Raw genomic sequence first — 23,081 nt, forward strand, 5'->3', positions numbered from 1 at the left:
CCGTCCTGCTCGATGAAGGCCGGGGCACGCCGAAGGATCCGGCGTCCGCGGCCGAATTCCTGCTGCGCGCCGTCACCGCGGATTCGGGCGCTACGATCGAGGAGCTGACCAAATCCAGCAAGAACTGGTCGGCCGATACAATCCGTGCCGTGCAGCAACGCCTGCAGCAGGCCGGATATTATCAAGGCTCGCTCGACGGACGGAACGGCCCGAAGCTGCGGCCCTCACTGCAACGCTGGCGGAGTGAAGGAATCTTCCTCAAGAACGGGTGAGGGCAGGGCATCGGTCGGCGCGGCGTTCGCAGTCGGCGGCCATGGCGGCGATAAGGCGCAGACAATTGTCCTGCACGTCACTGCGAAAGACCTCTAACGGCATGCTGTAAAGCGGGTGCAACATGCTGCAGTCACGGAGGCGAAGCGGGAACTTGCTCGGCTGTCCCTACAGTCGTTCGATCGCGAGCGCGATGCCCTGGCCGCCGCCGATGCACATGGTGACGAGGCCGTAGCGCCCGCCGCTCCGGCGCAGATGCGAGATGGCCTTGACCGTGAGGATGACGCCGGTCGCGCCAACCGGATGCCCGAGCGCGATGGCGCCGCCATCGGGATTGGTGACCTGCGGGTCCATGCCGAGCACGCGGGACACGGCGAGCGCCTGGGCCGCGAAAGCCTCGTTCGATTCAATCAAGCTGAAATCGCTGATCGACAACCCGGTACGCTTCAGCAGCGATCCGACGGCCGGGATCGGGCCGATGCCCATCAGCCCTGGTTCGACGCCGGCATGGGCGTAGCCCACGATCCGGGCCAGCGGCTGGAGGCCCGCCGCCCGCACATGACGCTCCGAAGCCAGCGCCACCGCCGCTGCGCCGTCGTTGATGCCGGAGGCATTGCCGGCTGTGACGGTGCCGCCCTTCTTGAACACCGTCGGCAGCTTGGCGAGGCTGTCCATCGTGGTCTCCGGCTTCGGGTATTCGTCGGCGTCGAAGAGGACCTGGTTGCGCCCGCGCGTTACCTCGATCGGCAGGATCTGATCGGCAAAATGGCCTGCGGCGCGCGCTGCGCCAGCTCGCCTCTGGCTCTCGGCCGCGAAGGCGTCCTGGTCGTCCCGCGATATGCCGTAGGCGGCGGCGACGTTCTCGGCGGTGATGCCCATGATGCCGTTGCCGAACGGATCGGTCAGAACGCCGGTCAGGCCGTCGAGCATGCTGGTGTCGCCGAGCCGCTGCCCGAAGCGTCCGACCGTCAGGTAATGCGGCGCGCGGCTCATCACCTCGGCGCCGCCGGCGACGGCGGTATCGGCATCGCCCAGCATGATCGACTGGGCGGCGGAAACGATGGCCTGCACGCCGCTGCCGCAGAGGCGGTTCAGCGTCAGCGCCGGGACGGCGACCGGAATATCGGCCTGCACGGCGGCGACGCGGCCGAGATAGGCGTCGTGCGGCTCGGTCGGGATCACATTGCCGAAGACGACGTGGCCGACCTGCTCCGGCGCCATCGCGGCCCGCTTCAGGGCCTCGCGGGTCACCTGCGCGCCGAGGGCGGCCGGCGTATGACCGGCGAGCGAGCCGCCGAAGCTGCCGATCGCGGTCCGTGCCGCGCCAACGATGAAGACAGCTTCGCTCATGATCGTGTTTCCGGTGTGGCCTGGGTTCGAGCGGCTGCTGCGCGGCGTTCGCGGTCCGCGGCCATGGCCACGATCAGGCGGGGATAGTTTTCCTGCATGTCGCGGCGGAACGCCTCGAAAGGCATGTCGTCATGAGTGCCGCGGTCCAGCACATATTCCATGTGCTGGCGCCCGCTGGTGTCGAAGGGATGGAAGATCGAATCCGTCCGCCCGTCGAATTCGAGCGGCTGGACGCCGAACTGCGCGCAGAAGCCGAGATCGAAGGCAGGCGTCGCCTTGACCCAGGCGCCATCGAGGAAGAGCAGCGTGTAAGCGTGCCAGCGGAAGATATCGCTGTCCATCAGCATCAGGATGCGCGGGGAGGCCAGGTGGTTGCGCACATCGGCAAAGCCGATGCGCGCGGGAATGCCGGCCGCGCGGGCCGCCGCCGCCAGCGTCAGCGCCTTCGGCACGCAGAATGAGCCGGCCGAGGCGAGGCAGTTCGAGGCGACGAAGATCTCCTCCTCCACCCCGAAATAGCGCAGGTCATACGGCACCGCATCGCGGACGGCGTAATAGAGCCGGATCGCCCGCTCGCGCGCGGCCCCCCCGCCGGCATGGGTTGCGACGAAGTCGCGGATCGGCGCCGAGTCGGCATCGACATAGGCCGTTGCCTTCAGGGCGTCTTCCAGAGCCTCGGCACTCATCGGAGATCCTCCTTCGGCTTCTCAGAGCCGTGCCGCCGCGGCGGCGCGTTGCTGTTCCAGACGCCAGGCGATCTGGGGCAGGCGATCCGCTCCGAAGAAGCTCTCGCCGTCAAGCGTGACGAAAGGGACGCCGATGACGCCGTCGGCGCAGGCCTTCTCGATCGCATGAGCCAGCCGCTCGCGGCCGATCGCGCCGTCGAGCATCTCGCGGACCGTATCGGCGGGGAGAGCGGCGAGGCAGGGCAGGGCCGCCAGCACCTCCGGCTTGGTGATGTCCTCGCCTCGAGCGAAGAACCGCTCGAAGATCTCAGTCGCGAGTACCGGCCCGGCCTCCGGTGCCGCCGCCGTTCGGGCGTGGAAAAGCCGCCCCGCGAGATGGGCCGAGATCTGCAGCGGTTCGGGGATCCGGAAGGGGGCGCCGAAGAAGGCTGCCGAGCGGACGACATCCTCCAGGAAATAGCCGCGGCGCGCCGGCTTTCCCAGTGGGTTCTCGACGCCCTGCTGCTTGAACACGGCCCAGAGCAGGATCGGCCGCAGCTCGAGCTCTCGGCCATGCGCCTGCGCCAGCTGCCGGAGCGGCGCCAGCATGAAATACGAGTAGGGCGAGGCGAAATCGAGATAGAGGCGGATCGGATCGGGCATGGCCGGACCTCTCAGAACCGGAAGACGCCGTAGCCGGGCGGGCCGAGCGGGGCGTTCAGCGAGGCCGAGATCGCGACGCCGAGCGCATTGCGGGTGTCGACCGGGTCGATGATGCCGTCGTCCCAGAGCTCGGAGGTCGCGTAATAGGCCGAGAGCTGCTCCTGATAGGCTTTTCGCGTTTCCTCCCAGAGCCGCTCGATCTCGCTCTGGTCGACCGCGCCGCCATTGCGCTTCATCTGGTTGGCCTTGACCTCGGCCAGCGTGTTCGCAGCCTGGTCGCCGCCCATCACGCCGATCTGGTGGTTCGGCCAGGAGAACAGGAAGCGCCCGTCGAAGGCGCGCCCGCACATGCCGTAGTTGCCGGCGCCGAAGGAGCCGTTGCACATCACCGTGAATTTCGGCACCCGCGAGCAGCTCTGCGCCATGATCATCTTGGCGCCGTCCTTGGTGATGCCGCGGCGCTCGTATTCGCGCCCGACCATGTAGCCGGTGATGTTCTGCAGGAAGACCAGTGGCGTGTCGTTCTGGTTGCAGAGCTCGATGAAATGGGCACCCTTCAGAGAGGAATCGTTGAAGAGCACGCCGTTATTGGCAAGGATTCCGACCTTGTAGCCCCAGATATTGGCGAAGCCGCAGACCAGGGTCGTGCCATAGGCCGGCTGGTATTCATGGAAGCGGCTGCCATCGACGATGCGGGCGATGATCTCGCGCATGTCGAAGGCCTTCTTGATATCGTCGGGCACGATCCCGTAGATCTCGGCGGGATCGTAGAACGGCTCCTCCGGCGCCTCGCGCTGCGCCTCCCAGCGGGGCAGCCGGCCCCATTGCGCAACGATCTCGCGGCCGATCTCGATGGCGTGCTCCTCGCTGTCGGCGGGATAGTCGCAGGTGCCGGAGACGCTGGTGTGCATCTCGGCGCCGCCGAGCTCCTCGACCGTGACGTCCTCGCCGGTCGCAGCCTTCACCAGCGGCGGGCCGCCCAGGAAGACCGCGCCGGTGCCGCGCACGATGACGCTGTAGTCGGACAGGCCGGGGATATAGGCGCCGCCGGCGGTGCAATGGCCGAAGACGAGGGCGAGCTGCTTCACGCCCGCTTTCGAGAGAAGCGACTGGTTGCGGAAGATCCGCCCGCCCATATAGCGGTCCGGAAACAGCTCCGACTGCAATTGCAGGAAGCCGCCTGCGGAATCGCAGAGATGGACGACCGGCAGCCGGTTCTCCATGGCGATGTCGAGAGCGCGGACGATCTTCTTGACCGTCAGGGGATACCAGGCGCCGCCCTTCACCGAGGGATCGTCGGCCCGGATCATCACCTCGCGACCTGAGATCATGCCGATGCCGACGATCGAGCTCGCGGAAGGCGATTCCCCGCCATAGGCCATGTTGGCGGCAAGCGAGGACAATTCGAGGAACGGCGTGCCGGGGTCGAGCAGCATTTCGATGCGCTTGCGCTGCGGCATCTTCTGCTGGCGGGCGAGGCGGTCGAGGTCGCGCTGCGGGCGGCTGTGACGTGCGGCCTCCTGCTTCGCCCGGAATTCGGCGACGAGACGGCGGTTATGCGCCTCGTTGCGGCGGAAGTCGGCGGAGGCGGTGTTGATCGACGATTGCAGTCTGGACATCGGGTCAGCCTTCCGCCGGGGCCGCGAGACGGGCGAGCACGGCGTCCTTGTCGAAGCCTTCGCCCTCGCGCGCCGTGATCTCGGCGATCTCGCCGTCTCGTGGCGCATCGAGCTTCATCTGCAGCTTCATGCTTTCGATCGTGACGACGGTCTCGCCGCGCTGGACCCTGTCGCCGATGCGCTTGTGGACCACGACGACGGTGCCCGGCATCGGTGCGCGCACGACATTCGCCCCTCCACCGGCTGCCGAGGCTTCCTCGGCAGCATCGCGCCGGTGCAGCACGAAGCTGCGCCCGCCCAGGCGAATGATGGCGCCGTCGGCGCTGCCGGCACGGGCGAAGGCGATCGACTCGCCATCTACAGTCAGCCGGCGGCTGCCGTCGCCGGCCTCGTCGAGACACTCGACGACATGCCGCCGGCCATCGACGGAGAGCACGAGGTGCGGCCGGCGCGCCAGAATGGTGACGTGGTGGACGGTGCCGTCGAGATCGAGCTTGAGGACCATGCTCAGTTCCTCCAAGGCCCGATCGAGGCGTGCGGCTCAGGTACGCCCAGGATGAGATCGCGGAAATCGCGCAGGCCGAGCGCCGCGGCGATCAGCACCATGTCGCGCGTCGCCACATCCGGCTCGCGGGCAGCAAGCATCACCTTGTGTTGGGCGACGAAGCCGGTGTGCAGCTCGCCGGCGGCGAAAGAGGGATGGGCCAGCACGCGGGCGAGGTAATCGATATTCGTCTTGACCCCGAGCAAGGCGAGATCGTGCAGCGCCGCGATGGCGCGCCGCGTCGCGCTGGCGCGGTCCGGCCCATGCGCGACGAGCTTTGCCAGCATCGGGTCGAAGTCGGCGGTCACGCGCTGGCCGCGGTCGAGCGCGTTCTCGAAGCGCAGGTAAGCTGCCTGCGGCGCGTCGAGATGCAGAATCGTGCCGGTTTCGGGCAGGAAGTCGCGCTCGGGATCCTCGGCGCAAATCCGGCACTCGATGGCGTGGCCATCGGCAGTTACGGCATCTTGCGTGAAGGGGAGGTCGCGCCCGGCGGCGATCTCGACCTGCAGCCTGACGAGGTCGAGCCCGGTGATCATTTCGGTCACGGGATGTTCGACCTGCAGGCGCGTGTTCATCTCCAGGAAGAAGAAGCGGCCATCGGCGCCGAGGATGTACTCGACCGTGCCGGCGTTGCGATAGTTCGCCGCCGCCGCGAGGCGGGCCGCCGAGGCGCAGATCTCGTCGCGCAGGCCAGCCGGCAGGTTCGCCGCCGGCGCCTCCTCGATGATTTTCTGAAAGCGGCGCTGCACCGAGCATTCACGCTCGAAAAGATGGATGGCGCCGCCCTTGCCGTCGCCGAAGACCTGCACCTCGATATGGCGGGGTCGCTCGACAAAGAGCTCGGCATAGACGCGCCCGTCGCCGAAATAGCGTTGCGCCTCGCTGGCGGCATGGCGGGCCGCGCCTTCCAGCTCCGCGGCGCTGCGGACGATGCTCATGCCCTTGCCGCCGCCGCCCGCTGCCGCCTTGATCAGCAGCGGGAAGCCGATTTGCGTCGCCCGGCGAGTGAATTCGGCGAGGTCCTCGGTCGGCATCACCGAGGGGGCGACCGGGACGCCGTGATCGGCAGCGAACTGGCGGGCCGAGATCTTGTCGCCCATCAGCGCGATCGTCTCGGCGTCAGGGCCGATGAAGGTGAGGCCGGACTCCGCGACCGCGCGGGCGAAGCGGGCATTCTCGGAGAGGAAGCCATAGCCTGGATGAATCGCGTCGGCTCCGACCGCGCGGGCGGCATCGACGATCTGGGTGATGTCGAGATGGGCCGCGACCGGGGTTTCACCGGAAATCTCAACCGCTTCGTCGGCCTCGCGCACATGCCGGGCGCGGGCCTCGACGGGGTGGTGGATCGCGACCGAGGCGATGCCCATCTCGCGCAGGGTCCGGATCACCCGGCAGGCGATCTCGCCGCGATTGGCGATGAGGACCTTGCGGAAGGGCGGGTTGTCGTCCGGGGCCGTCATCATGCGTCGTCCGTGGTCTTGGAGCCGTGGAGGGGGCCGCCCGGCGCAAGCCAGGCTGCGGGCACCGGCACCGGCAGGCTCATCAGCACCTGCGCCATCGCCTTGCCCTGTGGGTCGTGACGCAGCGAGGCGATGCCGCCGCCGCCGAGCGCCCGGTGCATGACGAGGTTGAAGCCGTTGAGGCCGGGCCAGTCGAAGCGCTCGACCTCGCCTGCGACATGATGGGCGAAGTGTCGGCCGACGGCTTCTGGCGTCAGCGCCTGACGCAGCCAGGGCAGGAAGGCGGCATCGCGCGCGATCACGCCGATATTGGCGATATCGCCCTTGTCGCCACTGCGGCCGAAGGCGAGGGCAACGAGTGGGACGGTGGCTGTTTCGCCGACGGCTTCCGCGCCTTCCGCATCGGTGCTGGCAGGCGAGGGCGCGTGCGTGGCTGCGGCGGGGATCTGCGCCGGCACTGCCAGGCACGTCTCGCCCAGGCAGACGGTCGGGCTCAGCTCGGTCTTGTCGACCAGGAAGGAGAACAGCCTGATCACCGGCTGCGGTTCCGGCCGGCCGCCAGCGAAGCCGGTCAGGCTCTGCGCCATCGCGGTCGCGGCCGGATAGATCTCGCGGGCGAAGACCTGCAGCGCCTCCTTGCTCGGATGGCGCACACCGATCTTGAGCACGACCTCGCGCGTCGTCCGGGCCCGGCTCCGGGCGCCGTAGCTCGCCTCGGCGCCCAGAGTCTCGACCGAGGTCTCGGTGAAATCCGGAAAGCCGGCCTCGCGGATCAAGCGGCCGCAGCGGGAAAGGATCGCCGCCGCGACCGCTTCGGCCCGTACGGCCGCGTCATCGCCGACGATCATCATCGTCGCCGCGCAGCGATAACCGTCGGCATAGGTGGCGCTGACCTTGTAGCTGGCCGAGGGCCTCCGCCCGCGCGCGCCGGAAACCCGCACGCGATCGGGGCCGGCTTTTTCCAGCTTCACCTGCGACCAGTCGCAGCAGACATCCGGCAGCATATAGGCGGCGGGATCGCCGACCTCGTAGACGACCTGCTCGGCGATGGTCGCCGGGCTGACCCGCCCGCCTGTGCCATCGGGCTTGCCGATCTCGAAACTGCCATCGGCGTGGCAGTCGGCGTACGGAAAGCCCATATCGGCCCAGTCGTCCGCAACGTCGCGCCAATCGGTGACGATGCCGCCGGTCGCCTGCGCGCCGCATTCGAGGATGTGGCCGGCGAGGCTGCCGGCCGAGAGCCGGTCATAGTCCTCTGGCTTCCAGCCGAATTCGTGGATCAGCGGGCCGAGTACGACGGCGGAGTCGACGCAGCGCCCGGTCACGACGATATCGGCGCCAGTCGCGAGCGCGGCGGCGATCGGGAAGGCGCCGAGATAGGCGTTGATGCTGGCGATCTTCTCCGGGAAAGGCGTGCCGGAGAACATCTCGGTGATGCCGGCGGCGCGCAGGCGCTCGGCCTCGCCTGAGAGGTCGTCGCCGGTGACGATCGCGACCTTCAAGTCGACGCCGACCTCCTCGAAGGCGGCGAGCAGAGCGCCGCGGCAGGCTTCGGGATTGACGCCGCCGGCATTGGTGACGACGCGGATGCGCTTTTCCGCGATCTCGCGGGCGAGCGGCTTCATCACCAGCGAGACGAAATCGGTGGCGTAGCCAAGCGCCGGGTTCTTCGCTTTCATCCGGGCGAGGATCGACATGGTGATCTCGGCCAGATAGTCGAGCACGAGGTAGTCGATGCCGCCCTGGCGAACGAGCTGGCGCGGGCCTTCCGGGCTGTCGCCCCAGAAGCCGGCTCCGCAGCCGATACGGATGTTTTCGCGCATGGCGTTCACCGCCCGGTCCAGGCCGGCGGGCGTTTTTCGGCGAAGGCGGCGAAGCCCTCGCGCGCATCCTCGGTGCGAGCCATGTTGGCGAGCATGAACTGGGCGTATTCGAGCGCCGCATCCGTCGACATCTCGCGAATTTTGACGAGGCTCTGCTTGCCCAGGCGAATGCCGGTCGGCGACTTGTCGACGAGTCGGCCGACCAGCCAATTCGTCTTCGCGTCGAGCTCACTGGCCGGTACGGCATAGTTGACGATCGCGCCGGCTTCCGGGTCCCCCGCCCGGATGGTCTCGCCGGTGAGGCAGAATTCCATCAGTCGTCGGTAGGGCAGCACCCGCATCAGATAGGGCAGGATCATCATCGGGAAGAGACCCACCCTGACCTCGGTCACTCCCAGCTGAACGTCGTCGCGGGCCACCACGAGGTCGCAGGCACAGACCAGGCCGAAGCCGCCGGCCAGCGCATGGCCATTGACCCGTGCCACCAGCGGCAGCCGGCAGGCATCCATCCGGCGCAGCAGCCGGGCGACATAGTGGCGAGGATCGGCCGCCTCGATGGTGAAGGGCGTTCCGTCGGCATTCGGCTTGAGATCGCCGCCGGCGCAGAAGGCCTTGTCGCCGGCTCCGGTGAGGACGACGGCGCGCACTTCGGGATCGGCCTCGGCCTTGTCGAGCGCAGCGACGATCCCCTCGGCGACCGCTTCGTTCAGAGCGTTGCGACGACTTTCGCGATTGATCGTGACGACCAGCGCCGCGCCCTCGCGTCGGGTGATGATCTCTTCGCTCACGGTTTTTCGTCCCTGCGCAGCTCGCTCGGGAGCCTTCGCCAAATAAATGATTTCAATTCATTTGAAGTGTCAATAGGGCGCCCTTCGATGAGGGGCGCTAAATCTCTCGCCAATGGATTGTTCCAATTGACCGCGCCCGTTCGGCGTTGACAGCGGGATTTGTCGCTGATGAAATACGCTCACTAAATTAAAAGAGCCGAATGGCTCAAGGCTCGCTCGAATACGAAGCGAGGGAGGAGACCGACGTGAATTCCGTGAACGGTAGCAACCGCGCCCACGCTTTCGGCCTCGACGAGGAGCAGGACGCCATTCTCGATGGGGCGGATCGTTACGCTCGTACCGAACTCTACCCGCTGTCGCAGCGCATGGACGATGAAGAATGGTGGCCGGACGAGGCCTTCCGCCGGATCGGAGCCAATGGCTTCCTGGGCGCGACGATTCCCGAACAATATGGCGGGGCGGGGCTCGATCTGCTTCAGGCCGGGCTGGTCCTGCAGGGCTTCAGCCGCTGGAACCATGCCATGGCGCTCTCGGTCGTCGCGCATGACAATCTCTGCGCCAACAACATCTACCGCAACGGCAATGAGGAGCAGCGGCGCCGGTACCTGCCCGATCTCTGCTCGGGCAAGACGATCGGCGCGCTCGGCCTGACCGAGCCGGGTGCGGGCTCGGACGCGCTCGGCTCGATGCGCACCACCGCGCGTCGCGACGGCGACCACTACATCCTCAACGGCAGCAAGATCTTCATTACCAATGGCCCGGTCGCCGACGTGCTCCTGGTCTACGCCAAGACCGACAAGGAGCGCGGCGCTCACGGCATCTCCGCCTTCATCGTCGAGAAGGGGTTTCCTGGCTTCAAGGTGGCGCAGAAGCTCGTCAAGATGGGCTATCGCGGCAGCCAGACCGCGGAGCTGCTGTTCGAGGATTGCCGCGTTCCCGCCGCCAACCTCGTCGGTGCGGAGAACCAGGGCGTCGCGATCGTGATGAGCGGGCTCGATCTGGAGCGCGCGATGATCTCGCCGCTTTGCCTCGGCATCGCCGAGCGGGCGCTCGAGCTCTCGATCGACTACGCCAAGACCCGCAAGCAGTTCGGCAAGCCGATCGGCGCCTTCCAGATGGTCCAGTCGATGCTGGCCGAGATGTATGTGCTGGTCGAGACCATGCGCAGCTTCAGCTATCGCACGCTGGCCGAAGCGGCGCCGCTCGAAGTGGGTGGCGGCGGGCGCGGCGACATCCACCGCCTGACCGCGGCCTCGGTGATGTATGCGGCGCAGGCCTGTCACGATGTCCTCGACAAGGCCGTGCAGGTCCATGGCGGCGCCGGCTATATCTGGGAATCGGAGATCAACCGGCTCTTTCGCAGCACCAAGCTGCTCGAGATCGGTGCCGGCACCACCGAGGTGCGCAAGATGATCATCGCCGGTGAATTGCTGAAGGGGATGGAGCGTCATGGCTGAGGCCGACGCCCGCGAACTCGGGCTGGAGGACGCCGATCTCGCCGTGCTGCCGACGGTCTATGGGCCGGAGGCCTTCGCCGGCAAGACCGTTCTGATCTCCGGAGGTGCCGGCGGCATCGGCCGCGCCACGGCCTGGCTGCTCGGTCGGCTCGGTGCGCGGGTGATCATCGCCGGCCGCGACGAGGGCAGGCTGGAGGCGGCGGTCGTGGCGATGTGCGCCGCCGGGCTGGAGGCGGCGGCCAGGACGGTAAACGTCCGCGATCCCGCGACGATCGCGGCGCTGCACGACTGGATCGCGGCCGAATTCGGCGGCATCGATATCCTCGTCAACAGCGCCGGCGGCCAGTTCCCGCAGGCGGCGATCGATTTCTCGACGAAGGGCTGGAACGCGGTCGTCGACACAAACCTCAACGGCACCTGGTACATGATGCAGGAGGCCGCCCGGCGCTGGCGCGACGCGCGGCGTCCGGGCAGCATCGTCTCGATCGTGGTGGTGACGCGGCAGGGGCTGCACGGCGTGGCGCACACGGTCGCGGCGCGCGCCGGCGTGGTCGGCCTGACCCAGGCGCTGGCGGTGGAGTGGGCGCCGCTCGACATCCGGGTGAACTGCATCGCGCCGGGGGCGATCGAGACGCCGGGCTGGCGGGTCTACGATCCCGAGCAAATCAAGGCCTATCCGCGCTCCAACCCGATGATGCGGACCGCGACGACCTGGGAGGTGGCGGAGGCATGCGCCTATCTCTGCGGGCCGGCAGCAGCCTATGTCACCGGCGAGGTGCTCAATGTCGCCGGCGGGGCGCAGCTCTGGGGCGAGACCTGGACGATCCCGCGCCCGGCCTTCTTCGATGGTCCGGGTCGTCGGGGCAACGAGTAGGCGATGACCTCAGCGCGGGAAGCTGGAAGGAGTCTTCGCCGAGGCGATCCCGGTCGTGGCCTCGAGTCGGGCTGCCGCGGCTTCCAGCCGGGTGATCACGCTCTCCATCGGGGAATTCGGTTCGCTGCCGAGCATCAGGCCGTGATGGACCAGATTGGTGATCGCATCTGCCATCTCGGCGGGATCGAAATTGCCTTCACCGCGCAGGAAGGCCCAGGTGCGATGCTCGATGCAGCCGAAGACCAGATCGCGCACCAGGCTCGGCGATGCCTCCGGCCTGAGTTCGCCCGCGGCGATGCCTGCCTTCACCACATCGACGAGGCGATGGGTGTAGGCGCGGTTCAGCTCAAACAGATGCGAACCGCGATAATCGGGTGCCGGGCGGATCTCCTGGAACATCAGGCGCGACAGCGCCGGATCGCGGTGGATCGAGGTGAGATGCGTGTAGACGATGAAGCGGATCTGGTTCCAGCTGCCGCGCACTGCGGCGAACTGCTCGGCATCGTCGCGCAGCATCTCCTCGAACCAGTGCTCGACGACCTTGACCAGCAATTCGCGCTTGTTGGCGAAGAAGCGGTAGATGCTGCCCTCGACCACGCCGGCGCGCAGCGCGATATCGGTGATCAGCGCATCGTTGTAGCCCTTCTCGACGAAGACCTCCTTGGCCGCGGCCATGATGTCGGAGATGCGGCGTTCCGGCGGAAGCCGGTTGACCTGTCGCTTCGCGGCGCTGCGGGGCGGCATGATGATCCTTGTTGACACGAGGCGCGGAAGCGCTCCGGTCGCTTTCCGGCGTCCGGAGCGCCCGGTCCGGGCGGCGGCGCGTTGGTCTGGCACGCCGGGCTCGACGTTAAAAAATACCATTCATCATCTGTGCCCTCGAAGCAAGAGGGCGGTTGCCCGCCGTCTCTTGCCGGATGGGCGCTCGGGCCGGGCTGGCCCTTTGCCTTAGGGGGCGTGTCATTGCCATTGCCTGTCGCATTCGCCGGGCGCCTGCGCGTCCCCGTCATCGCCGCGCCGATGTTCCTGATCTCCGGCCCTGATCTTGTCGTAACCTGTTGCCAAAACGGTGTTATCGGCAGCTTTCCGGCGCTCAACCGGCGGACCACGGCGGGCTTCGCCGACTGGCTCGACGAGATCGCGGGGCGGCTCGACGGCGCGGGCGATGCTGCGCCGTTCGGCGTCAATCTGGTCGTCCATCGCAGCAACCCGCGCCTCGATGCCGATCTTGCCGTCGTGATCGAGCGTAAGGTGCCGCTGGTCATCACCTCGCTCGGCCTCAATCGAGACCTGATCAAGGCCGTGCAAGGCTATGGCGGCCTCGTCTTCCACGATGTGACGAGCCTCGCTTTTGCGGCAAAGGCGGCCGATGCAGGCGTCGACGGGCTGATCGCGGTATCGGCCGGGGCCGGTGGTCATGCCGGCCCGCTCAATCCCTTCGCGGCGCTGGCAGATATCCGTCGCATCTTCGATGGTGTGCTCGTGCTTGGCGGGGCGCTTGGCAACGGTGCGCAGGTCGCGGCTGCCCGCATGGCGGGCGCCGACATGGCCTATCTTGGCACCCGTTTCATGGCGACGCGCGAGAGCCTGGCGCCCGATGCCTTGCGGGCCATGCTGCTCGACGCTTCCGCAGCGGATATCGTCTACACCCCTGCCATCAGTGGTGTGCACGGCAATTTCCTGCGCCCCAGCATCGTGGCTGCAGGGCGAGATCCCGACGATGTCAGCAAGCCGGCCGGCTATGATTTCGGCACGACGGAAGCCAAGGCCTGGCGCGACATCTGGGCGGCGGGGCAGGGCGTCGGCGCGATTGACGATGTACCGGGGGCGGCCGATCTTTGTCGGCGACTGGCGGGTGAGTACGAGGCGGCGTTGGCCGGTGCGGCAGGCTTGTCCTGTCTTTCTTCCGCCATTCCGGTGAGCTGAGTCGAGTTCATTGAGAGGGCGCCAGCCGGGTCGCATCGAGATCTCCGTGCCGAACGACCTCAGGGGATGTTTCAGGGGCGCCTGTGCGAAAAAGCGCAGTTGGCAACGGTGGCGGAACCCGAGTGCGGAAGAGTTGACAGCAAAAGATGAATTGTATTCATTAGCTCTATCGAGCTGACGCCCACATAGATAACAAGCGAGCGCAGCCGGGGAGGACATCGTGGGAGAGGACGCCGTTCATCCGGCGGTGCCGCGCACGCGTCAGGCATCGGCAAATGCTGCGGTAGCAATCATCGTCCGCGGTCTCCCGCTGGCGAGTGCCTCGGATGAATGAAGCTCAATACCGTCCCGTCGCGGATGCCGCCGGCGCGCCTGTCGCGCTCTCGTGCGCTGGGATCGAGCGCGTTTTCGGGGGGCTGCGCGCACTGAAAGGCGTGTCGCTCGATGTCCGCCAGGGCGAGATCCTGGGCCTCGTCGGCCCGAACGGCTCCGGCAAGACCACGATGGTCAACGTGATCACCGGCTTCTACCCGCCCAATGCCGGGCGGGTGAGTCTGTTCGGTGAGGATATCACCGCGCTGAAGCCGCATCGCGTCGCCGCGCGCGGCGTCGCCCGCACCTTCCAGAACCTTGCGTTGTTCAAGGGCATGAGCGTCCTCGACAACATCCTGATCGGCCGCCACACCCACATGAAGCCAAGCGCGCTCGGGGCTCTGTTCTACTGGTGGTGGGCGGAGCGCGAGGAACTGGCGCACCGGCGCGTCGTCGAAGAGATCATCGAATTCATGCAGCTACAGGACATCCGCGACGAGCCAGTCGAGGTGATCCCGCTCGGCCTGCAGAAGCGCGTCGAGCTGGCGCGCGCCCTCGTCGCCGAGCCGCGCCTGCTGATCCTCGACGAACCCATGGCCGGCATGAACCAGGAGGAGAAGGAATACATCGCCCGCTTCATCCTCGATGCGCGCGAAGCCCGCGGCGTCACCACCCTGATCATCGAGCACCACATGGACGTGGTGACCTCGATCTGCGATCGCGTCGTGGTCTTGAGCTATGGCGAGGTGATCTCGGAAGGCGAGCCGCAGGCGGCGATCTCGCATCCGAGCGTGGTCAGCGCCTATCTCGGCGAGCGAGCCGCCAAGCGCCACCAGGCCGGGAGCGCGGCATGACGGTGGCGCACGGCAAGATCAAGGAGGTGGCCCATTGGCCGGTCGCCGCCAATGGCGAGCCGGCGACTTTGATCGCAGCGCTAGCCCGCAACGCAGCGCAGTTCGGCGATCGGGTCGCCTTCCGGGAGCGCCGCTACGGCATCTGGCAGGAGCAGGCCTGGCGCGAGGTTTTCGCGGAGATCGCCGCCATGGCGGCCGGGCTGGAAGAGGTTGGGCTGGTCGCTGGCGCCGCCATGACCGTGATCGGCGACAACCGCCCGCGGCTCTATTACGCCATGCTCGCCGCCAACATGCTGCGGGCCTTCCCGTCGCCGGTTTTTCCCGATGTCCCGCTGCAGGAATTGATCGTTGCGACCCGGCATGGCGCGCCTGCCGTCGGAATCGCAGAGGATCAGGAGCAGGTCGACAAGCTGCTCGAACTCAGGGCCGCGACCGGACGCGTCGCCACCATCCTCTATGACGACGAGCGCGGGCTCGACGGCTACGATATGCCCGGGCTGATGTCGCTCGATGCGCTGGTCGCGAAGGGGCGCGAACGGCTAGAGCGCGAGCCCGATCTCGTCCTGCGCTTCGTCGACGGGCCGCAGGCCGACGACATCTCAGTGCTGCTGCACTCTTCCGGGACGACAGGCCTGCCCAAAGGCATTCCGCTGCGCCACCGCAACGTCGCTGGCGGCCTGCTCAACGCCGGCGCGAGCGGCTATTTCCACAAGCACGAGGAGCTTTACGCTTATCTGCCTACCGCCTGGGTCGGTGACTTCGTCTTCACGCTCGGCGCCGGCATGATGATGGCGGCGACGATCAACATCCCCGAGCGCCAGGAGACCGTGCTGCGCGACCTGCGCGAGGTCTCGCCGACCTTCTATCTCGCTGCGCCGCGCGCCTGGGACCAGATGCTGACGCGCGTCCAGGTCGGCATGAAGAACTCGACGCCGTTCAAGCGCTGGCTGTTCGAGACAACGATGGAGCGCGCCGTCGCCTTCGAGCGCAAGCGCCTGTCCGGCGGTGTGCTGACACCGAAGGAGAAGCTGCTCGACTGGATCGGCAATGCGTTGGTCTACGCGCCGCTGCGAGATCATCTTGGACTGGACCGGGCTGAGCGCGCCTTCACCGGCGGCGAGGCGCTGGGCGAGGATACTTTCCTGTTCTTCCGGGCGCTCGGCATCCGTCTCAAGCAGTTCTACGGCCAGACCGAAACCTGCGCACTGACGGCGGCGCAGACCGAAGGGCAGGTCAAGCTCCACACCGTCGGCAAGCCGATGGAGGGCAGCGAGATCCGCATCGACGAGAGCGGCGAGATCCTGGTGCGCTCCTCCTCGGTCGTCGACGGCTACTATGACGATCCCGAAAGCAGCGCCAAGGCGCTGGTCGAGGGCTGGCTGCACACCGGCGACGCCGGGCGCATCGACGAGGATGGCGAGCTCATCGTGCTCGGCCGCGTCAGCGAGGTCGTGCGCACGGCTTCCGGCGAGCGCTACATTCCGAACTTCATCGAGAACCGGCTGAAGTTCAGCCCCTATATCCGCAATGTCGCGGTGATCGGCGCCGGCCAAGACCTGCTCACCGCCATTGTCTGCATCGATTTCGACGCGGTCGGCCACTGGGCCGAGGAGCGCGGCATTTCCTATACCTCCTATGCCGAGCTCTCGCAGAAGCCGGAGGTCCAAGGGCTCGTCGGGCAGGTGGTCAGGCACGTCAACGGCACACAGCCGGAAGGCTTGCGCGTACGGCGCTTCGTCAACCTGCACAAGGATTTCGACGCCGACGACGGCGAGATCACCCGCACTCGCAAGCTGCGCCGCAACGTCATCGAGACCACTTACGCCTCGCTGATCGAGGCGCTCTATGGCGGCGCGACCGAGACCGTGTTCGACGCCACCATCGCCTATGAGAACGGGGAGCGCGGCGTGATCCGACGGACACTCAAGATCAGCGAGGTCGTCGCCTGATGGACTGGATCCTGCTCGCGGAACTCTCGGCCAACGGCGTTTTCGTCGGCCTGATGTATGCGCTGGTCTCGCTCGGCATCGTACTGATCTACAAGACATCCGGCACCGCCAATCTCGCCCAGGGCGCCATCGCGATGACCGGCGGCTATGTCACCTGGGCGCTGGCGACTCTCATTGGCCTGCCGATCTGGCTCGCGATCCCGGCAGCGCTTGTCGCCATGTTCGGCTTCGGCCTGCTGATGGAGCGCATCGCGCTGCGCCGGATGATCGGCCAGCCGGTGATCATGACGATCATGCTGACGCTCGGCGTCGAGATCATGCTGCGCGGGCTGCTCCCCGGCGTCTTCGGCGCGGCGGTCAAGCGCCTCGACATCGGCATGCCGCAACAACCGCTCTTCGTCGGCGATCTGCTGATCAACCGCGCCACGCTGATCGGCGGTTCGATCTCGCTGCTCCTGATCGTGCTCTCGCTGCTCTTCTTTAATTCGCGCTTCGGGGTGGTGATGCGTGCCGTCGCCGACGACCAGACCGCCTCCTGGTCGGTCGGCATCAGGGTCGAGCGTGCGATCGCCGTTGCCTGGGGCCTCGCCGCCGTCTCCGCCACCGCTGCCGGCGTGCTTTGGGGCAGCACCCAGGGCATCGACTGGTCTCTCTCGCTCCTGCTGATCAAGGCGCTCGCCATCGCGATCCTCGGCGGGCTCGACTCGATCCCCGGCGTGCTCGTCGCCGGCGTCATCGTCGGCGTGGCCGAGAGCCTCGCGACCGGTGTGCTCGACCCGCTGGTCGGCGGCGGCTCACGCGACGTGGTCGCGGCCGTGATCATCCTGGTGACGCTCCTGCTCAAGCCGCACGGCCTGTTCGGCCGCCACCATATCGAGAGGGTCTGACGCCGTGTTCTATCGTCGCGCCGGCATCCGCCACACGCGCTATCAGGACGAGCGCCAGCTTTTCCCGCTCGGCTTCGACCGCGGGTTGATCATTGCGGTCGTCCTCCTTCTGCTGGCGGCCCCCTTCCTGTTCGACCGGCTCTACGTCTCCGGCTACCTGCTGCCCTGGCTGATCTGGACCTCGGCGGCGCTCGGCCTCAACCTGCTGATGGGCTGGTCCGGCCAGATCCATCTCGGCTATGGCGCGGTGATGGGCATCGGCGCCTATGGCTCGGTGCACCTGGTTCGTCTCGGCGTGCCGCTCGAGATTGCGATGATCGTCGGCGGCCTGCTCAGCGCCACCATCGGCACGATGTTCGGCGGTGCGGCTTTGCGCATGAAGGGCATCTATCTGGCGATGGCGACGCTCGCCATGCAGTACGTCGTCGACTTCGTCATCTCGCATTCCTCGGTGATCAGCGGCGGCTCGCTGGCAACCTTGCAGGTGCCGCCGGTGCGCTTCCTCGGTATTCCCCTGCAGGGCGACCTGCCGACCTATTACCTCGCCTTCGGCGTCTGCTTCATGATCACGCTCTTCATGCTGAACGTTCGGCGCACCAGTTTCGGCCGGGCGCTGGCAGCGCTGCGCGAGAAGGACTATGCCGCGCAGATCCTCGGCATCTCGACCTTCCGCTACAAGCTGCTCGCCTTCTGGGTCTCGTCCTTCATCGGCGGCGTCGTCGGTTCGGTTCTGGCGGTGACCTATCTTCGGGCGATCTCGCCCGACCAGTTCCATATCGAGCTCTCGATCCAGATCCTGGCGATGATCATCGTTGGAGGGCTCGGCAGCGTGCTCGGCCCGTTCTTCGGTACGGCGCTGATCCTGTTCGCGCCGATCCTGCTCAACAACCTGCTCGGCTTTACTGCCGGGACGCTTGGCTGGTCGCTGCCGATCGACCTGCGCGCCCATCTGCCCCTGATGGCCTATGGCGCCCTCGTGATCGGCTTCCTGCTCTACGAGCCGCTCGGCCTCGCCAAGATCTACGCGAATTTCCGCAACTACTTGCTTGTCTGGCCGTTCCGCCATGCCCAGCGGTGACGGTGCCTTGAACAACGACAGGGCTGGAGGAAACAGGATGTCGCTCGATCGCCGTTCTTTCATCGCCGGCTCGGCTGCGCTCGCCGCGCCGCTCGCCCTGCCGGTCCGCGTCTTCGCCCAGGAGAAGATCGTCCGCTTCTCGCTGCCGCAGGACTTCACCCGCATCTACACCTTCGTGACCTCGGAATATAACCAGGGCCAGCGCGACTACTTCACGCTGGTCAACGATCGCGGCGGCGTCGGCGGCTACAAGATCGTCGCCGACATCACCGACCACGCCAACGACCTGCCGCGCGCCATCGAGGCCTATGAGCGCGGCAAGCGCGAGGGCGCTGTGCTGATCGACCCGCTCTCGACGCCGGTGGCGCGCGCGCTGGTGCCGCGCGCGCTCGAGGACAAGATCAACATGATCACCGCCTATTCCGGCCGCAGTGACGCGGCCGATGGCAGCGTCTTTCCTTACGTCCTGCCGCTCTCGATCAACTACTGGACCCAGGCTGGGCTGATCATCGAGCAGTTCAAGAAAACCGAGAAGGGCAGCCTCAAGGGCAAGAAGATCGTCTTCGTCCATATCGACACGCCCTTCGGCAAGGAGCCGCTGCCGATCCTCAACGTGCTTGCCAAGAAAGAAGGCTATGAACTCACCGCCTTCCCCTACACCCCGCCGGGCAACGACCAGTCGGCGATCTGGCCGCAGGTTCGTCGGGCAAGGCCCGATTTCGTGATCTTCTGGGGCGCCGGCGTCGGCCAAACGGTGGCGCTGACCGAAGCGATCCGCAACGGCATTCCGATGGACCGCGTCTCGGGCAGCGTCTGGCTGTCTGAATCCGACATGGACGTGGTCGGGCGCGAGGCGGCCAAGGGCGTGATGAAGGTCGAGCCCTGCGTCGGCGGGCGCGAGCCCAAGGTAATCAAGGACATTCTTGCCGACGTCGTCGGCAAGGGCAAAGGCTCGGGCCCGGAGAACAAGGTCGGCACGGCCTATTACAACTACGGCGTCCAGATGGCGACACTGATGGTCGAGGGCGTGCGCAAGGCGGCCGAGAAGGTGCCGAACGGCCCGGTCACCGGCCCCTGGCTCAACGAGGGCCTGCGCTCGATCACCAACTTCACCGCCGACGGCCTGCTGCCGCCGACCACAATCACCAAGGACGACCACCAGGGCGGCGGCATGGGCCGGATCGCGCGCTGGGACGGTGCCAAATTCGTGCCGATCACCGATTGGTTCGCCGCCAACCAGGACGTGGTCTGGGAGGAGATCCGCAAGAACTCGGACGAGTTCAAGAAGACCGGGAAATGACGAGGTCCGGGCGGCGCGCTTAAGCTCGCGTCGCCCGCCATTGCTGGATCGGGCCGATGACGCTGCTGGCGCTGAACAATATCGAGATCGTCTACGATCAGGTCTTCCTCGCCGTGCGCGGCGTCTCGATCGAAGTGCCCGAGAAAGGGCTCGTTGCCGTGCTCGGCGCCAACGGTGCCGGCAAGAGCACGGTGCTGAAGTCGATCTCCGGCCTGCTCAAGCCCGAACGCGGCGCGGTGACCCGCGGCGAGATCAGCTTCGACGGCCGCTCGATCCTTGCGGTCGATCCGCCTGAGCGCGTGCGCCTCGGCATCGTCCATGTGCTGGAAGGGCGCCGCGTCTTCGGCCATCTGACGCCCAGGGAGAACCTGATCGCGTCGGCGACCATGCATCGCGAGCGCGGTCATGTCTCGGCGCTGATCGACCGGATGTTCGAGACCTTTCCGCGCCTTGCCCAGCGCGCCAAGGCCGAGGCCGGCTATCTCTCCGGCGGCGAGCAGCAGATGCTGGCGATCGCCCGCGCGCTGATGACCGAGCCGCGTCTGCTGATGCTCGACGAGCCAAGCCTCGGCCTCGCGCCCTTCCTCGTCGACGAGATCTTCGACATCGTCCGGCGCGTCAACGAGCGCGACGGCGTTGCAGTCCTGCTGGTCGAGCAGAACGCCACCGCGGCGCTGGAGATCGCCCAATACGGCTATCTGATCGAGAACGGCCGCATCCTGATGAGCGGCGAGGCTGCAGTGCTGAGCGCCAATCCCGACGTCGCCGACGCCTATCTCGGCGGCCATCAGAAGGTCGATTATCACGCGGTCAAGCATTACCGGCGCCGCAAGCGCTGGCTGGCCTGAGGCCGCGCGATGGGCAAGCACTACGACCGCCTGGAAACCCGGACGCCCGCACGCCGCGAGGCCGATCTGTTCCAGCGTTTGCCCAAGGTGATCGCGGCGGCGAAAGCCTTGCCGGCTTGGCGCAGGCACCTGCGCGGCATTGATCCCGGAGCCGTCACGGACCGCGCATCGCTCGCTCTTCTGCCGGTGCTGCGCAAGTCGGACCTACCATCGACCCAGCGCGCGAGGCCGCCCTTCGGTGGTTTGCTGCCCGGCCGTCCTGGCGATTATCGCCGGCTGATGATGTCGCCGGGGCCGATCTTCGAACCCGAGGGCCATGACGATGATCCGTGGCGCGTCGCCCGCGCGCTCGCCGCGGCAGGCGCCAGCCGCCGTGATGTCGTGCTCAACACCTTCTCCTATCACCTGACGCCTGGCGCCTGGTGCTTCGATGCCGGCGCGCGCGTGCTCGGCTGTGCCGTCATCCCGGCAGGGCCCGGCAACAGCGATGCCCAGCTCGACCTGATCGAGGCCTACCGGCCGTCGCTTTATGCCGGCGTGCCCGATTTCCTGAAGATACTACTCGACCAGGCGGCGGCGCGCGGGCGCGACGTCGCCTCGCTGAAGCGGGCCGTAGTTTCCGGCGCGGCCTTCCCGCCCTCGCTGCAGGCGGAGTTCGCCGCGCGCGGCATCGACGCTTATCAATGCTATGCCACCGCCGAATGCGGCATCATCGCCTATGAGAGTCCGGCCCGCGACGGGCTGATCCTGAACGAGGACATCATCGTCGAGATTCTGCGCCCCGGCACCGGGGATCCCGTAGCCGAGGGCGAGGTCGGTGAGATCGCAGTGACGATCCTCGATCCGACGAAGCCGCTGATCCGCTTCGCTGTCGGCGACCTCAGCGCCCTCCTGCCGGGAACCTCGCCTTGCGGGCGGACGAACCGGCGGATTCGGGGCTGGCTCGGCCGCGCTGACCAGTCCGCCAAGGTGAGGGGCATGTTCGTGCGCCCTGAGCAGGTCGCCGCGATCATGGCGCGCCATGCCGCGCTCGGCCGCTGCCGGCTGGTGGTCACGCGCCGCGACGAGACCGATGCGATGCATCTCGACGCTGAGGTCGCCGCGCCGCCGCCCGGGTTGGCTGAGGCGGTGGCGGCGAGCTTGCGCGATGTGATGAAATTGCGCGGGACGGTCGCCTTCGTTCCACCGGGGACACTGCCCAACGATGGCAAGATCATCGACGATACGCGAAAGCCCGCCTGAGTCAGCAGGCGGCTGGAAAGGCACGGCACATCATGGCGAGCGACAAGGCGATTCAGGCTTCCGCAGGCGACGTGGTCCTGGTCGAGCGGCAGGGAGCCGTGCTGACGGTGACGATGAACCGGCCGAAGGTGCTCAACGTCCTGGACGAGGCTCTGGCGGATGCGCTCGTCGCCGCCTTCGCGCCGATCGCCGCCGATGCGACCGTCAGGGCGGTGGTCCTGGCCGGGGTCGGGCGCTCCTTCATGGCGGGCGGCGATCTGTCCCGCTTCGATGCCGATCTTGCTGCGGCACCCGTGACGGCGGGTCTGCTGATCGAGCGCTTCCACGCATTGATGCGCCTGATCAAGGCGCTGCCGCAGCCGGTGATCGCTGCCCTGCAGGGCCCGGTGGCGGGGGGCGGCGTCGCGCTCGCGCTGGCTTGCGACATGGTGATCGCCACGCAAGGGGCGAGCTTCCTCTCGGCCTATACCAAGCTCGGCACCAACCCGGATGGCGGCACGACCTGGACGCTCACGCAATTGCTGGGCCCACGGCGTGCCCTCGAATTCGTGCTGCTCAACGAAGCGATCGACGCCGAGACGGCGTTGCGCCTCGGTCTCGTCAACCGGGTCGTGCCGGAAGGCGAGCTCGTGCAGGCGGCGCAGGCCATGGCCGAGCGCCTGAGCCAAGGCAGCCGCGGCGCCGTCAAGGCGGTCAAGGCCCTCGTTCAGGCCGCGAGCGAGGTCTCTTTCGACGCGCAGCTCGATCTGGAAAAGCAGGCCTTCATCGGCAACGCGGCGACGCCCGATTTCCGGGAGGGCATTCGGGCCTTCTTCGAGAAACGCCCGCCGCGGTTCTGACGTGCTGCCGCAGGCGTGACGAACTGCCTGTATCGCGGAAATACTGGCTTGTGTGGCTCGGCGCATAAATCAGGGAATGCGTCGATTTGGCTCCGGTTGGTCATTTAATACGCGAGCGATGACGGCTTGGTTCTCAAATTGAGCGCATCCGGGCCGATGCTTTCCACCAAGGTCCTCGGGCGATCATGGTCTCGGCGATGTCAGCGAGGCGAACCTTGTTATCTTCAAGCATGTGATTGCTGAGCATTCGCACCATCTCGGGACCTGTGATCCGAGCCCTTAAAACTGGATCGCTTTGGGTTAGAATTTTCCGTGTCGTTTCCCTTGGGCTGG

At 67.0% G+C, this 23,081-nt stretch carries 21 protein-coding genes; 12 read left to right on the forward strand and 9 right to left on the reverse strand.

Translation table 11 applies throughout. The features are described from left to right. Positions 1-272, forward strand: a 272-nt coding sequence (locus Q0Q02_RS16185) for a peptidoglycan-binding domain-containing protein (protein ID WP_293810778.1), incomplete at its 5' end; no start/stop codon positions are given. Positions 273-438: 166 nt separating this feature from the next. Here Q0Q02_RS16185 and bktB read toward each other — a convergent pair. Genes bktB through Q0Q02_RS16225 form a run of 8 tightly spaced genes read right to left on the reverse strand, consistent with a single transcriptional unit; the run spans position 439 to position 9,182 of the window. Continuing rightward, complete coding sequence (gene bktB, locus Q0Q02_RS16190) at positions 439-1,620, reverse strand: beta-ketothiolase BktB (protein ID WP_293810779.1); 1,182 nt, start codon at positions 1,618-1,620, stop codon at positions 439-441. Then, entirely contained in the window at positions 1,617-2,306 is a 690-nt protein-coding gene (locus tag Q0Q02_RS16195) for a transglutaminase domain-containing protein (RefSeq protein ID WP_293810780.1), read from the reverse strand. The genes bktB and Q0Q02_RS16195 overlap by 4 nt, the downstream gene beginning before the upstream one ends. Before the next feature lie 21 nt (positions 2,307-2,327). Beyond that, a complete protein-coding gene (locus Q0Q02_RS16200) occupies positions 2,328-2,948 on the reverse strand; it encodes a 2-hydroxychromene-2-carboxylate isomerase (RefSeq protein WP_293810781.1) in 621 nt (206 codons plus the stop codon). An 11-nt stretch (positions 2,949-2,959) separates the two neighbouring features. Further along, a complete protein-coding gene (locus tag Q0Q02_RS16205; RefSeq protein WP_293810782.1) occupies positions 2,960-4,567 on the reverse strand; it encodes an acyl-CoA carboxylase subunit beta in 1,608 nt (535 codons plus the stop codon). Between the two features lie 4 nt (positions 4,568-4,571). Then, positions 4,572-5,072, reverse strand: a complete 501-nt coding sequence (locus Q0Q02_RS16210) for a biotin/lipoyl-containing protein (protein WP_293810783.1) — start codon at positions 5,070-5,072, stop codon at positions 4,572-4,574. Positions 5,073-5,074: 2 nt separating this feature from the next. After that, on the reverse strand, positions 5,075-6,574 hold the full coding sequence (locus Q0Q02_RS16215; RefSeq protein ID WP_293810784.1) for a biotin carboxylase N-terminal domain-containing protein: 1,500 nt from the start codon (positions 6,572-6,574) through the stop codon (positions 5,075-5,077). Further along, positions 6,571-8,394 (reverse strand): acyclic terpene utilization AtuA family protein, encoded by a 1,824-nt coding sequence (locus Q0Q02_RS16220; RefSeq protein ID WP_293810785.1) that lies wholly within the window; start codon positions 8,392-8,394, stop codon positions 6,571-6,573. Before Q0Q02_RS16220 ends, Q0Q02_RS16215 begins: the two co-directional genes overlap by 4 nt. 5 nt (positions 8,395-8,399) lie before the next feature. Next, positions 8,400-9,182, reverse strand: a complete 783-nt coding sequence (locus tag Q0Q02_RS16225; protein WP_293810786.1) for an enoyl-CoA hydratase-related protein — start codon at positions 9,180-9,182, stop codon at positions 8,400-8,402. A gap of 245 nt (positions 9,183-9,427) precedes the next feature. On the opposite strand from Q0Q02_RS16225, the gene Q0Q02_RS16230 reads away from it, so the two are divergent. Together Q0Q02_RS16230 and Q0Q02_RS16235 are read left to right on the forward strand one after the other, a co-directional pair. Next, positions 9,428-10,639 carry an acyl-CoA dehydrogenase family protein gene (locus Q0Q02_RS16230; RefSeq protein WP_293810787.1) on the forward strand — a complete coding sequence of 404 codons (1,212 nt, stop codon included), beginning with the start codon at positions 9,428-9,430 and terminating at the stop codon, positions 10,637-10,639. Next, the gene (locus tag Q0Q02_RS16235) at positions 10,632-11,513 is read left to right on the forward strand and encodes an SDR family oxidoreductase (RefSeq protein ID WP_293810788.1); all 882 of its coding nucleotides are present in this window, start codon (positions 10,632-10,634) and stop codon (positions 11,511-11,513) included. Before Q0Q02_RS16230 ends, Q0Q02_RS16235 begins: the two co-directional genes overlap by 8 nt. Before the next feature lie 9 nt (positions 11,514-11,522). On the opposite strand, the gene Q0Q02_RS16240 is transcribed toward Q0Q02_RS16235, so the two are convergent. Further along, positions 11,523-12,257, reverse strand: a complete 735-nt coding sequence (locus tag Q0Q02_RS16240; RefSeq protein ID WP_293810789.1) for a TetR/AcrR family transcriptional regulator — start codon at positions 12,255-12,257, stop codon at positions 11,523-11,525. A gap of 225 nt (positions 12,258-12,482) precedes the next feature. On the opposite strand from Q0Q02_RS16240, the gene Q0Q02_RS16245 reads away from it, so the two are divergent. From Q0Q02_RS16245 to Q0Q02_RS16285, 9 genes are all read left to right on the forward strand, one after another. After that, positions 12,483-13,439: an NAD(P)H-dependent flavin oxidoreductase gene (locus Q0Q02_RS16245; RefSeq protein WP_367275038.1), complete on the forward strand. Its 957-nt coding sequence runs from the start codon at positions 12,483-12,485 to the stop codon at positions 13,437-13,439. 326 nt (positions 13,440-13,765) lie between these two features. Continuing rightward, positions 13,766-14,605 carry an ABC transporter ATP-binding protein gene (locus Q0Q02_RS16250; RefSeq protein WP_293810791.1) on the forward strand — a complete coding sequence of 280 codons (840 nt, stop codon included), beginning with the start codon at positions 13,766-13,768 and terminating at the stop codon, positions 14,603-14,605. Next, complete coding sequence (locus Q0Q02_RS16255) at positions 14,602-16,554, forward strand: long-chain fatty acid--CoA ligase (protein WP_293810792.1); 1,953 nt, start codon at positions 14,602-14,604, stop codon at positions 16,552-16,554. The genes Q0Q02_RS16250 and Q0Q02_RS16255 overlap by 4 nt, the downstream gene beginning before the upstream one ends. Beyond that, positions 16,554-17,441 (forward strand): branched-chain amino acid ABC transporter permease, encoded by an 888-nt coding sequence (locus Q0Q02_RS16260; RefSeq protein WP_293810793.1) that lies wholly within the window; start codon positions 16,554-16,556, stop codon positions 17,439-17,441. The genes Q0Q02_RS16255 and Q0Q02_RS16260 overlap by 1 nt, the downstream gene beginning before the upstream one ends. 4 nt (positions 17,442-17,445) lie before the next feature. After that, a complete protein-coding gene (locus Q0Q02_RS16265; protein ID WP_293810794.1) occupies positions 17,446-18,519 on the forward strand; it encodes a branched-chain amino acid ABC transporter permease in 1,074 nt (357 codons plus the stop codon). Positions 18,520-18,556: 37 nt separating this feature from the next. Beyond that, positions 18,557-19,819, forward strand: a complete 1,263-nt coding sequence (locus tag Q0Q02_RS16270) for an ABC transporter substrate-binding protein (RefSeq protein WP_293810795.1) — start codon at positions 18,557-18,559, stop codon at positions 19,817-19,819. Positions 19,820-19,875: 56 nt separating this feature from the next. Continuing rightward, positions 19,876-20,667, forward strand: coding sequence for an ABC transporter ATP-binding protein (locus Q0Q02_RS16275; RefSeq protein WP_293810796.1), 792 nt, complete (start codon positions 19,876-19,878; stop codon positions 20,665-20,667). A 9-nt stretch (positions 20,668-20,676) separates the two neighbouring features. Continuing rightward, positions 20,677-21,909: a phenylacetate--CoA ligase family protein gene (locus Q0Q02_RS16280; protein ID WP_293810797.1), complete on the forward strand. Its 1,233-nt coding sequence runs from the start codon at positions 20,677-20,679 to the stop codon at positions 21,907-21,909. A gap of 32 nt (positions 21,910-21,941) precedes the next feature. Next, complete coding sequence (locus tag Q0Q02_RS16285; RefSeq protein WP_293810798.1) at positions 21,942-22,748, forward strand: enoyl-CoA hydratase-related protein; 807 nt, start codon at positions 21,942-21,944, stop codon at positions 22,746-22,748. Positions 22,749-23,081 lie beyond the last annotated feature (333 nt).

Source organism: uncultured Allobosea sp. (genome assembly GCF_945956895.1).
Lineage (GTDB): Bacteria > Pseudomonadota > Alphaproteobacteria > Rhizobiales > Beijerinckiaceae > Allobosea.